The organism is Winogradskyella sediminis (genome assembly GCF_003387355.1).
Classification (GTDB): Bacteria; Bacteroidota; Bacteroidia; order Flavobacteriales; family Flavobacteriaceae; genus Winogradskyella; species Winogradskyella sediminis.
Genome location: NZ_QUNH01000001.1, coordinates 953,453 through 966,827 on the forward strand (window position 1 = coordinate 953,453; position 13,375 = coordinate 966,827).

12 protein-coding genes are annotated in these 13,375 nt (G+C 33.7%); all 12 read left to right on the forward strand.

Going from position 1 to position 13,375, the window contains the following annotated elements:
* The first annotated feature begins 37 nt into the window (after nucleotides 1-37).
* Nucleotides 38-1,672, forward strand: coding sequence for a hypothetical protein (locus C8N41_RS04055; RefSeq protein WP_394364691.1), 1,635 nt, complete (start codon nucleotides 38-40; stop codon nucleotides 1,670-1,672).
* Nucleotides 1,672-2,676, forward strand: coding sequence for a vWA domain-containing protein (locus tag C8N41_RS04060; protein WP_115838308.1), 1,005 nt, complete (start codon nucleotides 1,672-1,674; stop codon nucleotides 2,674-2,676). Before C8N41_RS04055 ends, C8N41_RS04060 begins: the two co-directional genes overlap by 1 nt.
* Nucleotides 2,669-3,709, forward strand: coding sequence for a vWA domain-containing protein (locus tag C8N41_RS04065; protein WP_092445530.1), 1,041 nt, complete (start codon nucleotides 2,669-2,671; stop codon nucleotides 3,707-3,709). The genes C8N41_RS04060 and C8N41_RS04065 overlap by 8 nt, the downstream gene beginning before the upstream one ends.
* 100 nt (nucleotides 3,710-3,809) lie before the next feature.
* Complete coding sequence (locus C8N41_RS04070) at nucleotides 3,810-4,664, forward strand: tetratricopeptide repeat protein (protein WP_115838309.1); 855 nt, start codon at nucleotides 3,810-3,812, stop codon at nucleotides 4,662-4,664.
* Between the two features lie 41 nt (nucleotides 4,665-4,705).
* The gene (locus tag C8N41_RS04075) at nucleotides 4,706-6,478 is read left to right on the forward strand and encodes a BatD family protein (protein ID WP_115838310.1); all 1,773 of its coding nucleotides are present in this window, start codon (nucleotides 4,706-4,708) and stop codon (nucleotides 6,476-6,478) included.
* A 1-nt stretch (nucleotide 6,479) separates the two neighbouring features.
* Entirely contained in the window at nucleotides 6,480-7,238 is a 759-nt protein-coding gene (locus tag C8N41_RS04080; protein WP_115838311.1) for a tetratricopeptide repeat protein, read from the forward strand.
* A 48-nt stretch (nucleotides 7,239-7,286) separates the two neighbouring features.
* Nucleotides 7,287-7,580, forward strand: a complete 294-nt coding sequence (locus tag C8N41_RS04085; protein WP_244266724.1) for a hypothetical protein — start codon at nucleotides 7,287-7,289, stop codon at nucleotides 7,578-7,580.
* A gap of 94 nt (nucleotides 7,581-7,674) precedes the next feature.
* Entirely contained in the window at nucleotides 7,675-9,267 is a 1,593-nt protein-coding gene (locus C8N41_RS04090; protein ID WP_092445520.1) for a SulP family inorganic anion transporter, read from the forward strand.
* Nucleotides 9,268-9,273: 6 nt separating this feature from the next.
* Nucleotides 9,274-10,074 (forward strand): universal stress protein, encoded by an 801-nt coding sequence (locus C8N41_RS04095; RefSeq protein ID WP_092445518.1) that lies wholly within the window; start codon nucleotides 9,274-9,276, stop codon nucleotides 10,072-10,074.
* Between the two features lie 39 nt (nucleotides 10,075-10,113).
* Entirely contained in the window at nucleotides 10,114-10,740 is a 627-nt protein-coding gene (locus C8N41_RS04100; protein ID WP_092445516.1) for a carbonic anhydrase family protein, read from the forward strand.
* A gap of 17 nt (nucleotides 10,741-10,757) precedes the next feature.
* Nucleotides 10,758-11,441 carry a DUF2490 domain-containing protein gene (locus tag C8N41_RS04105; protein WP_092445514.1) on the forward strand — a complete coding sequence of 228 codons (684 nt, stop codon included), beginning with the start codon at nucleotides 10,758-10,760 and terminating at the stop codon, nucleotides 11,439-11,441.
* A gap of 68 nt (nucleotides 11,442-11,509) precedes the next feature.
* On the forward strand, nucleotides 11,510-13,372 hold the full coding sequence (locus tag C8N41_RS04110; protein WP_115838312.1) for a SulP family inorganic anion transporter: 1,863 nt from the start codon (nucleotides 11,510-11,512) through the stop codon (nucleotides 13,370-13,372).
* Nucleotides 13,373-13,375: the final 3 nt, after the last annotated feature.

Here is a 13,375-nt window from a genome sequence, read left to right on the forward strand (position 1 = left end):
CTTCCGTCTACGATCTTCTGTATTCGGATTGTGTTCTATGTTCTTTTTTTGGGGTTCTTTTTTCTCTGCAGCCCAAGTTTCAACAGAAATCGATACCACCAAAATAAGAGTTGGTGAGCAAATTAATTATAAAATAAACGTTGAGGCAGATTCATTAGACTTAGTAGTATTTCCAGAAGGCCAAACATTTATGCCTTTAGAAAATGTTGAAGCCTTAAAAATAGACACCACAAAGCGGCAAGCAACATTTATATTGTCAAGAATTTATAAGCTAACACAATTCGATTCTGGTGCGTATACAATTCCGAGACAAAAAGTTATTATTGGCGAAAAACCTTTTTTTACGGATTCTTTAAAAGTTGAGGTTAATACTATTGTGGTTGATACAACCAAACAGAAACTTTATGATATTAAGCCTATTATTGAAGTTGAAGAAAGTGGAAGTGATTGGTGGAAATGGTTGTTAATTGCCGTTTTAGCCATTGGATTGGTCGCTTTTCTATTGTATTGGTTTATTTGGAGAACAAAACCGTTATCAGAGGAAGAGGAAATAGCTTTATTGCCTCCTTATGATCGTGCAAAATTAGCATTGAAAAAACTAGATGAAAGTCAATTATTAATGCGTGCTGAGGTTAAGGAATACTATTCTGAATTGACGTTTATCATTAGAAAATACTTAGACGAAAAGGTGTACGATCGTGCCTTAGAGAGCACAACTTCAGAACTGATAGAAAGATTAAATTTGTTAAAAGAAGGCAACCAAATACCGCTTTCTAAAGAAACAATTTTACATATTGAGTCTATATTACGACGTGCCGATTTAGTTAAATTTGCCAAGTCAGCACCAGATACAGCCCTAGCAGAGATGGATAAATCTACTATAGATAAAGCTATAGATCATGTAAAAGTAAGTTTACCAGAGCCCTCTGAAGAAGAAAAATTATTAGATCAAAAATATAAAGAAGCCCAAGAGCGTCGAAAGAAGCGCCGAAAAATATGGATTACAGTTGGTATTTCCTTATTTCTAATCATCGCTACCTTTGTTGGTTTTGGGATTAAATATGGCTTTGGTTATGTTAAAGATACCATCATTGGTCATGAAAGTAAAGAACTCTTAGAAGGTGAATGGGTAAAAAGCGCTTATGGATTTCCACCAGTTTGGATTGAAACGCCAAAGGTTTTAAAACGTGTAGAACCTCAAGTTCCAGAGGAAGCAAAAGCTCAGGTTAACATGACGACTTTTGCATATGGCACAATGTTAGATGCGTTTAGTGTAGTGATTAATACAACGACCCTTAAAACTCCTAAACAACAATCGCCACAGGGTGAAAACACAGATAAGCCAACGTTTGATTTAGTACAAGTATCAGAACAAACGATAAAAGGTTTTGAAGCAAAAGGCGCCACAGATATTACGGTTAAAAGAGATAAGTTTATCACCCCAAATAATGCCGAAGGTTTAAAAACATTTGGAACGTTAAATCTTAAAATGCCAGGAACAGAGCATTTAATAGATGCAGAGTATATCTTACTATGTTTTTCTAATGACAACGTATTACAGCAAATTGTAATAACATGGTCTAAAGATGATGCTTACGCTGATGAAATGATAGAACGTATAACGAACTCTATAGAACTTAAATCTGAAGAACCTGAAGAAGAGAAAGAATAATGTTAGAGAGTATACAATTTTTAAATAAAGAATTTTTCTGGTTACTGCTGCTGTTACCAATAGCAATCGTTTGGCATGTTTTAAAACATAGTAAACAGACCGCAGAGTTAAAAATGTCGAGCATTAAAGGGTTTAAAAGTGCATCTCGTTTCTGGACAAACTTTAGGCATCTGCTTTTTGCATTGCGACTAATTGCTTTAGCTCTTTTAATTACAGCCTTGGCAAGACCAAGAACAGTAGATGTCTCTACAAAAACAAAAACGACTAGCGGAATTGATATTGTAATGGCCATTGATGTTTCTGCAAGTATGCTAGCAAAAGATTTACGTCCCAATAGATTAGACGCTTTAAAGGAAGTTGCTGCCGATTTTATTGACGGTCGTCCTAATGATCGCATCGGATTAGTAGAATATGCAGGTGAAGCTTATACAAAAACACCAATTACAAGTGATAAATCTATCGTAAAACGATCATTACGAGATATTAATTACAATTCTATTATTGAAGGCGGTACTGCTATTGGTATGGGTTTAGCGACTTCTGTAAATCGATTAAAAGATAGTAGAGCCAAAAGTAAAGTTATTATTCTGCTAACGGATGGAGTTAATAATTCTGGGTTTATAGACCCTAAAATTGCAAGCGAGTTGGCTGTAGAATATGGTATTAAAGTTTATACCATTGGCTTAGGTACAAATGGTATGGCATTATCTCCAATTGGTTTTAACCCAAATGGCAGTTTTAGATATGGTAGAATGCAGGTAGAAATCGACGAAAGTTTATTGAAAGAAATTGCTTCAGAAACCGGAGGTCGATATTTTAGAGCCACTAATAACGATAAGTTAGTAGAAATCTATAAAGAAATCAATAAGCTTGAAAAAACAGAAGTAGAAGAGACAAAATATTATAATTACGATGAAAAATATAGGCCATTAGTGCTGTTGGCAGGCTTATTATTATTGATAGAATTAGTATTAAGAAACACAATATTTAGAAGCTTTGTTTAGACTCGATGAAAACATATGGTTTTGGACGTTATTGGTAATTCCGGTAATTATTTTGCTATTTGCGTGGCTTCAATTTTGGCGGCGCTCAACACAGAAAAAATTTGCAGACTCTACGTTATTAAAGCGTTTGAGCCCAAATCAATCGCTATTTAAAAGTGTTTTAAAAGTGGTGGTGCTTTGTTGTGCCTTTGCATGTTTGTCTTTAGCCTTGGTAAACCCTAAAATTGGGACTAAGTTAGAAACAATTCGTAGCGAAGGAGTCGATATTGTCTTTGCAGTCGATGTGTCTAAAAGTATGCTAGCCGAAGATATTGCTCCCAATCGTTTAGAAAAATCAAAACAGTTAGTCACGCAAATTGTAAACAGCTTAGTAAGCGATCGTATCGGTATAATCGCTTATGCAGGTAAAGCATTTCCGCAATTGCCAATTACAACAGATTACGCTTCAGCAAAAATGTTTTTGCAAAATATGAATACCGATATGTTGTCCTCACAAGGAACAGCTATTAGTGAAGCTATTCAGCTTTCTAAAACGTATTTTGATAACGAAGATCAAGCCAATCGTGTATTAATTATTATTTCAGATGGAGAGGATCACGATGGCGAAGCCCTAAATATTGCTGAAGAAGCGGCAGAGCAAGGCATAAGAATATTAACGGTAGGTGTCGGTAATACCAAAGGAGGTCCTATTCCTATAAAACGCAACGGCGTGGTTTTAAATTATAAAAAAGATAACCAAGGGGAAACCGTAATTACGAGATTAGATGAATCCACATTAAAAGAAATCGCAGCAGAAGCCAATGGTGTCTATATTAACGGTAGTAATACAGCCGAGGTTGTAGAAGCCATTAAAGGAGAATTAGATAAAATGGATAAACAGGAATTTGAATCCAAACAAATTGCAGATTTTAAAGATCAATTTCAGTGGTTTTTGGCTTTCGGAATTCTATTACTATTTATCGATATTTTCTTTTTAGAACGAAAAACGGGTTGGTTAAAGAAGCTTAACTTATTCAATGAAACCTATATCTAAGGTGCTGAAATGTACGATTATAATTTTTAAATATTTTTTAACGCATAGTCTGTAAGGGCTTTACTAATTTAGAGGTTGTTTTCATAATTAAAAGATACAAATGAAATTTTATATACTATTTATCACCGTTTTAATTGGAGGTTTTGGGTGTGCCCAAGATCTAAATAAAGAACAGTTAAAAGTCGAAAAAAAGGCTAATAACTTGGTTTATAAAGCGAATGAGTTGGTTAGTGAAGATAATTATGTAGAGGCTGAAATGGCGTACAGAGAAGCCATTTCCCAAGCTCCGTCTAAAGCAACAGGAGCCTATAATTTAGCCCATTCTTACTATAAAAAAGGAAGTTTTGACGAAGCTTTGTTTAGAAGTCAAGAAGCGGCTAATAATGCTATTACAAAGGATGAAAAGCACCGAGCATTCCACAATATTGGCAATATCTTAATGCAGAATAAGCAATGTAAACAAGCTGTAGAAGCTTATAAAAATGCATTGAGAAACAATCCTAATGACGAAGAGTCGAGATACAACTACGCTTTAGCTAAAGAATGTGCCGATCAGCAAAAAGATGATGGTGGAGGAGAAGATGATAAAAAGGACGAGAACAAAGACGACCAACAAAATAAGGAAGACGAGCAAAAGAAAGAGGACGAGAATAAAGACAATAAAGACCAAAAGGACGATCAAGATAAAAAAGACGAAGGAGACCAGGATAAAAAAGATGGTGATAAGGAAAAGGATGATGACGGAAAACCAAAAGATGATAAAAAGGACGACGGCAAAGGTAAGGAAGACAATAAGGATAAGAACCAAAAGCCTAAGCCACAACCAGGACAAATGTCTCCACAGCAGATAAAGAATATTTTAGAAGCGATGCAAAACCAAGAACAAAAGGTTCAGGAAAAAATGAATGCAGAAAAACAAAAAGGAGCAAAAGTAAAAACAGATAAGGATTGGTAAATTTGCTGACGCTGTTCAGTTAGAAATATGCTAAATTATAAATGAAAGTAATTAAAAACATATCCCTTCTATTTCTAATACTTGCTACAAGTATCGCCTCAGCACAAGTAAAATTTGAAGCCAAGGTGAGCAAGAAAAAACTAGGAGTTAATGAACGTTTGCGTATTGACTTTGAAATGAACCAAGATGGAGATAATTTTGTGCCTCCAAGTTTTGCTGATTTCGATGTCGTTGGAGGTCCTAATACGTCTGTGAGTAACAAATATTTAAATGGTAAACGAACATATTCTAAAACATATAGTTATTTCTTAGCACCAAAAAAGCAAGGTAATTTTACAATTAAACAGGCGACCATTGAGATTAACGGTGAGGTTTTTAAAACCTTTCCTATTACAGTAAAAGTTACGGCAGCTGTAAGTGCGCCCAACGGCAATGCAGCGGCTTCTGATGTTGCTTCAGAAAAAATACATTTAGTGGCTGAGGTGTCTAATACAAATCCGTATCTTAATGAGGCCATAACAGTCGTTTACAAACTCTATGTATCTACAGAAATAGGAGTGAGTAGTAATTGGCGAGAAAAAGAAATTCCACGATTTAATGATTTTTGGAGTCAGAATATCGAAATTAAAGGACTTCCTGTTCAAGAAGGTGAGTTTAAAGGAGAAAACTATCGCTATGTTGTACTTAGAAAAACGGTGCTATATCCTCAAAAAACAGGAGCATTAAAAATAGAGCCACTCGTTATGGATATTACGGCAGAAGTGCCATCTGATAAAGTTGATATCTTTGGAAGACGTTTAATGACAAAAATTCCAAAAGAAGTCACAGCAGGAAGCAGAACCATTAATGTAAAACCCTTGCCAGAAAACGGTAAACCATCTGATTTTAAAGGAGCTGTGGGTAAATTTGATTTTAAAGTTTCAACATCTAAAACGCAGTTGAATGCCACGGAATCACTACAGGCAAAAATTGAAGTTTCAGGGAAAGGAAATCTAAAATTATTTGAATTGCCAAAACTTACAGTGCCAAGTTCATTGGAAGTTTACGAACCAGAGCATCAAGAAAATGTTCGAACCAATATTTATGGCATGCAAGGTAATATTTCAGATACCTATACTATCGTACCTCAGTATAAAGGAAAATACCCTGTGCCAACTATTTCATTTTCATATTTTGATTTAGAAACGGAAAGTTATAAGCGTATTTCTTCAGACGATATTGTTATCGATGTTGTAGAAGGGCCTACTGCAGCAGCAAGTCATACTGAAAATACAACGGCAAATACAAAGCAATCAGTGCAACCCAATACAAATACATTTGCTTTTATAAAAACGACATCAAACTGGGTAAGTACCACAACAGAACCATTTTTTAAATCCACAGGCTTTTGGTCATTGCTATTAGTGCCATTTTTGGCAATTCCTCTGGCTATAGTAGTAAGACGTAAAAAGGATGAACGCGATGCAGATGTACAGGGAAATCGTTTAAGAAAAGCAGATCGTTTAGCAAAGAAATATTTGGGAGAAGCTAAGAAAACTATGGGTAAAAAAGAAGCGTTTTACTTGGCATTAGAGAAAGCACTTCATAATTATTTAAAAGCCAAACTCAATATTGAAACTAGTGATTTTAATAAAGAGAAAATTGAAAATTTGCTAAGAGAACGTCAAGTTGAAACGGATGTGGTTTCAAATTTTATTTCAATTTTAGAGAATTGTGAATTGGCACGTTATACACCAATTACACAAGTAACAATGCAGAATGATTATGATAAAGCGGCGAAAACAATTTCATTAATAGATAAGCAGCTAAGATAATATGAGAGCCATTACTTTTTTACTTATATGTTGTTTTAACCTTATTGGTTTTTCGCAAAATGATGAACGTTTTAGCGAAGCTAATGCGCTGTATAATGATGGTAAGTTTGCTGAAGCCATTGATAAATACGAATCTATTTTAGATTCAGATGTGCATTCTGCTGAGTTGTATTTTAATTTAGGAAATGCCAATTATAAGCTCAATAATATTGCTCCTAGTATTTATTATTATGAAAAAGCGCTGCTATTGGCACCTAATGATAAGGATATAGAGAACAATCTGGCCTTTGCGCAAAACATGACGATTGATGCCATTGACAAAGTACCTACAGTCGGATTTTCAAGAATTGTAAATAACATAGTTAATACTTTTAGTGCAGATACATGGGCAAGAATTGCAGTAGGTGGTGTGTTATTATTTGTAATTATATTCTTAGCCTACCATTTTTCTTATACCAGTTCTAAAAAACGAATTGCTTTTGTTGTCAGTGTTATTAGTTTATTTGTAGCTTGTATAGCTATCATCATGGCATTTCAGAAGGAGGAGCTAAGTAAAAAAGATAATCCTGCAATTGTGTTTTCTCAAGAAAGTAGAGTGAAAACGGATCCAAATCCCACAAGTGAAGAGGTGTTTAGACTGCATGAAGGCACTAAAGTACAAGTGTTAGAAACTTATGAAGATTGGAGTAAAATTCAACTATCGGATAATTCTACAGGTTGGATTCCGTCCAAGGATATTAAAATATTGAAACATTTTTAGAACTAATTTAACATTTAGTTAAATTGGAAGATATTATATTTGTCGCTTATGCAAAAAAGCACCAAATACAGAATCGCTGTTTTTTTAACCATAGTATTTATGGCGCTTATCTCTGCACCCACAATTATTATGTCTATTGATGATTCAATTGATGTAGCATGTTTTTTCAGTATTACTGAAGAAGAAGAGAATTCACATGCTAAATTATTGTTTGATAAAAATCACCAAGATTCAGAATTTTTAATTGAAGATCAGGATGTAACACATCTTGAAGGCTATAGATTTAAAAACTATCCTAAGCCACATCTCAACTTAATTTCTCCACCACCCGATTTTATTTAATATTTTTTCGCCCGACACGTCATGTGTCCCCCAAAAAAAAAAATATTAAAATCACTATTGAAATCGCTTCAATAGTATAAAATCATTATATCAAATGTTTAAAACATTAAAAAGCGACTTGCCTGCAAGTGTCGTTGTATTTTTTGTGGCATTACCTTTATGTTTAGGTATTGCTTTAGCCAGTGGAGCACCTCTTTTCTCTGGTTTAATTGCTGGAATTATTGGAGGAGTTGTAGTAGGAGCCTTAAGTGGTTCTAAGATTGGAGTTAGTGGACCTGCAGCAGGTTTGGCTGCTATTGTATTAACTGCCATAGGAACTTTAGGTGGTTATGAAAACTTTTTAGTTGCTGTAGTATTAGGTGGAGTAATTCAATTACTTTTTGGTGTTTTAAAAGCCGGAATTATTGGGTATTATTTTCCATCATCAGTAATTAAAGGCATGTTAACAGGTATTGGAATAATCATTATATTAAAACAAATTCCTCATTTCTTTGGTTACGATGCAGAACCAGAAGGAGCTGATAGTTTTGTTGAGGCTTCTGGAGAAAATACATTTTCTGCTTTACTTAATATTTTCGATAACCTTATACTTGGTTCAATGGTCGTTGGCTTTATTGCCTTAGGTATTTTATTGTTGTGGAGTAATGTCTTAGTTAAAAAAGGTAAGTTTTTTGAAATTATACAAGGACCATTAGTCGCTGTGGTTGTTGGTATTGTTTTTTATATCGTTACACAATCTAATGAGACTCTTGCCATTGCAAATTCACATTTGGTTAGTGTGCCTGTTCCAGATAGTTTTGATTCATTTATTGGGCAATTTAGTTTCCCTAATTTTTCAGCAATTACAAATCCTGAAGTATGGATTGTAGCATTTACTATTGCACTCGTAGCAAGTTTAGAAACCTTATTGTGTGTTGAAGCAACGGATAAATTAGATCCCGATAAAAACGTAACACCAACAAATAGAGAGTTATTAGCCCAAGGTACAGGTAATATATTATCTGGTTTGGTCGGTGGTTTGCCAATAACGCAAGTAATTGTAAGAAGTTCTGCTAATATTCAATCTGGTGGAAAGAGTAAATTATCTACCATCTTACATGGGTTTTTACTATTAATTTCGGTTATTTTAATTCCAACTTTATTAAATAAAATTCCTTTATCTGTATTGGCAGCTATTTTATTAATAGTAGGCTATAAATTAGCAAAACCTGCATTGTTTGTGAAAATGTATAAGTTAGGATGGAAACAATCTGTGCCTTTCTTTGTTACGGTTTTTGGAATCGTATTTACAGATCTATTAGTAGGTATTGGTTTAGGTTTGGTCGTTGGTATTATTGTTATTTTATTAAAAAGCTACCAAAACTCTCATTTCTTGCATATTGAAGATCACAGTAATGGAAAACATAAAATTAAGATGGCACTTGCCGAAGAGGTAACTTTCTTTAACAAAGGTGCGATTTTAAAAGAATTAGATAGTTTACCAAGAGATACCTATTTAGAATTTGATGTCACCAAAACAAGATATCTCGATTATGATATTATAGAAATTCTTGAAGATTTTGCCTTTAAAGCCAAAGAGAGAAATATAGATATCAAATTAATTTCAAAACGTGGAATTGTTGAAAATCCACCAAGTTTTATTGAGTTTTTTCAACTGAGACCTAAATCTAGTTTAAGTTTAAGTTAGAACGCTATGAAAAATAATAGATATAAAATCTTAGTACTTTCCGACCTAAAGAAGTCGGAAAGTACATTATTGAAAAGTAGCGTTGGCTTGGCCAAAATGATTGATGGAGAAGTAAAATTGTTTCATGTTAAAAAGCATATAGATATTGTAAAGCGAGAGAATCAATTCTCTGCTATGCGAAGTCTAAATGAAGAACATAACAATACTAAAAAACAAATAGATAATTTAGTTGAAACGTTTTCACATACCTATGGTTTAAATATTAGTGGCAATTATGCTTTTGGAAAAATAAAGGAAGAAATACAGAAACAAATCGAACTTTATAATCCAGATGTTATTGTTTTAGGACAACGAGATGCCTCATCATTTAAGTTAATTGGAGATAGCGTTACCCGTTTTATTCTAAAAAAGTTTAAAGGAATTGTGATGATTGCTTCAAATGAAAATGCCTTAGAACCAGACAAAAAAATGACATTAGCAATGTTAAATGGTTCTCGTAAAATTTTTAATACAGGTCTGTCAAAAGCGTTAATGACACATACAGCAACTCCTTTAAAATCTTTCAAAATTATAAGTAGCCAAAACGAAGAAGCAGAAGCTTTAGATGTTATGGAAGACAAAGTGATTGAGTATAAATTTGAGCAGAATGATAATACTTTAACCACACTATCTTCTTATCTTTTAAAAAGTAATATTAACTTATTGTGTGTAGATAGAAATGAAAAACAAAAGAAAAGCACACAAGAAATGCCTTTACATGAGGTAGTCAATAAGATCAATGTTTCGGTATTAGTTTCAGAAGCATAATCAAACACAAATTTTAATAAAAATATAAAAACATATACGATGAAAGCACATACAAAAGAAACACAAGCTACAATGACACCAGAAAAGTCATTGCAATATTTAAAAGAAGGTAATAAAAGATTTCAAGATAACTTAAAAGCTAATCGTAACTTATTAGAGCAAGTAAACGATACTAGTGAGGGACAATTTCCGTTTGCAACGATTTTAAGTTGTATCGATTCTAGAGTGTCAGCAGAATTGGTTTTTGATCAAGGTTTAGGTGATATCTTTAGTGTGCGTATTGCAGGTAATTTTGTCAACGAAGATATTTTAGGAAGCATGGAATTTGCATGTAAATTAGCAGGAACAAAACTTATTGTAGTACTTGGACATACCAGTTGTGGTGCTGTAAAAGGAGCTTGTGATCATGCAGAAATGGGTAATTTAACAAAGTTGATAGAAAAAATTACACCTGCAGTAAATGCCGTTACAGAGCCTAAAGATGAAGGTTTACGTACCTCTAAAAATTTAGATTTTGTTGATGAGGTTTCTAAGAAAAACGTTGAATTAACAATAGATAGAATTCATGCTGAAAGTCCAATATTAACAGAAATGGAAAAGAAAGGTGAGATAAAAATTGTTGGTGCTATGTATAATATTAATACTGGTGCAGTAGAGTTTTACTAAAAATAACTTACATATAAATGAGTCGATTTAAATTAAAAAAGACGAGTAAAATAGCAACACTAATCATCGCATTAGTGTTGCCTTTTTTTGCTATGAGTCAAGATAGTAATTTAGGAAATTGGTTAATATACATAGGTAACAAAAAGCTAAATTCTAAATGGAATATTCATAATGAAGTGCAGTATAGAAATTATAATGCCGTTGGTGATTTAGAGCAATTACTACTTAGAACTGGTGTTGGCTATAATTTATCTGATAATAATGATAATATTTTATTAGGATACGGTTATATCTTGTCAGAAAATTACATAGATGATACTGATGATAAAACCGCTGTAAATGAGCATCGAATTTTTCAGCAATTTACAACGAAACAAAAGGTTGGTAAAGTGGGTTTAAGTCATCGCTATAGATTTGAGCAGCGATTTGTTGAAGATGATTTTAAAATGCGTTTTAGATATTTCTTAGGTGTAAAAATACCACTTCAATATAAAGAAGAAGCTAAGAACCCTTTATACGTATCCTTGTATAATGAAATCTTTTTAAATACTGAGTCTTCTGTTTTTGATAGAAACCGCGTATTTGGTGGTATTGGTTATACATTTTCGGATAATTTAAGACTAGAACTAGGATATATGAATCAGTTTTTTGAAACCTCAGGAAGGGATCAAATAAATATTATTGCTTTTGTTAATTTCTAACAAAACTTTGTGAAAGGGTTTCGGTTTAAGTAAAAATTAGACTATTTTAATCCAATAATTATTGAACTATGAAGAAATTATTTTCAAATATTAAAGGTGATGCATTTGGTGGCATTACTGCAGGAATTGTTGCTTTGCCATTGGCTTTAGCATTTGGAGTGTCTTCAGGTTTAGGTCCAGAAGCAGGTTTATATGGAGCCATATTTATAAGTTTCTTTGCTGCTCTTTTTGGCGGTACTGCAACTCAAATTTCGGGTCCAACAGCACCAATGACGGCGGTGAGCATGGTCATTATTGCTGGTATTGTGGCAGCCAATGATGGTAGTGTAGAAAAAGCCTTACCAGCAATATTAACGGTGTTTCTCCTAGCAGGTCTTATACAAATTGGACTGGGGTTTTTAGGCTTGGGAAAATATATAAGATACATTCCTTATCCTGTAGTTTCTGGATTTATGACGGCCATCGGAGTCATTATTTTATTGACCCAAATATTACCTTCAATTGGGTACTACCCAAAAGAAGATGCAGAGTTTGTAGCACAATTTAAGCCGCAAGCTGAAGAGGTTATACTAGAAAATATTTTAAAAGAAGAAGCTGGTGAAGGCATTTTAGTACTTGAAAATTTTAAAGAAACTATTGACCGTGCACAGCAGATTACACCAGAACAAATTTTAAATGAATCACAAACATTAGCGGCTAAAGAAGCATCTGGTACCGTAGGAGCTATTAAAGTATTGCCTAGAGCATTAAAGCACATTAATTGGTTAGAACTTATGCTAGCTTTAGGAACAATTATTATAATCTATGGTTTTAAACGTATTACCACCGCGATTCCAAGTACTTTGGTAGCTTTAGTTGTGGTCTCGGGAATTGCCTATGGATTTAATTTAGGTTATCGTCCTATCTCAGAAATCCCAGGCGGAATTCCAATTCCTAGATTAGAAATGTTCACTAATTTTAGTTTAGGGAGCATTACTCCGTACATTTTTACAGCGCTTACTTTATCCTTATTAGGAGCCATAGATTCTCTACTAACTAGTGTCGTTGCTGATAATATGACCAAAACCAAACACAAACCTAATAAAGAATTAGTTGGTCAGGGTATTGGTAATAGTATCGCGGCTGTATTTGGAGGCATTCCAGGAGCAGGAGCAACCATTAGAACGGTTGTTAATATTAATGCTGGAGGAAAAACCAAGTTATCTGGTATGATTGCAGGTATCATGTTATTATTAATAATGTTGGCATTGAGTGATGTGGCATCAAAAATTCCTGCGGCCGTTTTAGCCGGAATATTAATAACAGTTGGCATTGGTGTTATGGATTATAGAGGTCTTAAAGCGATACCAAGTTTACCAAGAGACATCAAATTTGGACCTGTAAGATTAAGTTCTGAAGTCTTAATTATGCTGGTCGTATTACTTTTATCTACATTTTGGGATTTAATTTATGCTGTAGGTATTGGTTTGGTTATCGCATCACTTATGTTTATGAAAAAAATAGGAGATCTAACAGCAGAACGCAGCGATGTTAAATCATTAAAAGAAGAAGCTTGGGATGACGAAGGTAATTTCCCTTCAGCATTAAAAGAAGAAGTTTTTATTAAGCATCTTAAAGGACCTTTATTCTTTGGATCTACAAGTGATTTTCAGGCTTTAACTGAGCAAATTCCCGATACGGCAAAAACCGTGATTTTAAGGCTAGGTCGTATGCAATATATGGATCAATCAGGTCTGTATGCTATGGAAGATATGCTTCAAGATTTAAAAAAGAAAGATGTAAGAGTCTTGTTTGTAGGTTTGCTTAAACAACCACGTTACATGATGGAGCGCATAGGTATCATTCCAGAATTTATTCCAAATGAACATATTTTCAAAGATTTTAAAATGTGCCTGCAATGGATTAAATCTCATGTGAAAGATGTACATTAGAAC

Excerpts from the sequence above, each read along its gene's own strand:
- C8N41_RS04055 (WP_394364691.1), top strand. The coding sequence starts at position 38 with ATGTTCTTTTTTTGGGGTTCTTTTTTCTCTGCAGCCCAAGTTTCAACA.
- C8N41_RS04060 (WP_115838308.1), top strand. The coding sequence starts at position 1,672 with ATGTTAGAGAGTATACAATTTTTAAATAAAGAATTTTTCTGGTTACTG.
- C8N41_RS04070 (WP_115838309.1), top strand. The coding sequence starts at position 3,810 with ATGAAATTTTATATACTATTTATCACCGTTTTAATTGGAGGTTTTGGG.
- C8N41_RS04075 (WP_115838310.1), top strand. The coding sequence starts at position 4,706 with ATGAAAGTAATTAAAAACATATCCCTTCTATTTCTAATACTTGCTACA.
- C8N41_RS04080 (WP_115838311.1), top strand. The coding sequence starts at position 6,480 with ATGAGAGCCATTACTTTTTTACTTATATGTTGTTTTAACCTTATTGGT.
- C8N41_RS04085 (WP_244266724.1), top strand. The coding sequence starts at position 7,287 with ATGCAAAAAAGCACCAAATACAGAATCGCTGTTTTTTTAACCATAGTA.
- C8N41_RS04090 (WP_092445520.1), top strand. The coding sequence starts at position 7,675 with ATGTTTAAAACATTAAAAAGCGACTTGCCTGCAAGTGTCGTTGTATTT.
- C8N41_RS04095 (WP_092445518.1), top strand. The coding sequence starts at position 9,274 with ATGAAAAATAATAGATATAAAATCTTAGTACTTTCCGACCTAAAGAAG.
- C8N41_RS04100 (WP_092445516.1), top strand. The coding sequence starts at position 10,114 with ATGAAAGCACATACAAAAGAAACACAAGCTACAATGACACCAGAAAAG.
- C8N41_RS04105 (WP_092445514.1), top strand. The coding sequence starts at position 10,758 with ATGAGTCGATTTAAATTAAAAAAGACGAGTAAAATAGCAACACTAATC.
- C8N41_RS04110 (WP_115838312.1), top strand. The coding sequence starts at position 11,510 with ATGAAGAAATTATTTTCAAATATTAAAGGTGATGCATTTGGTGGCATT.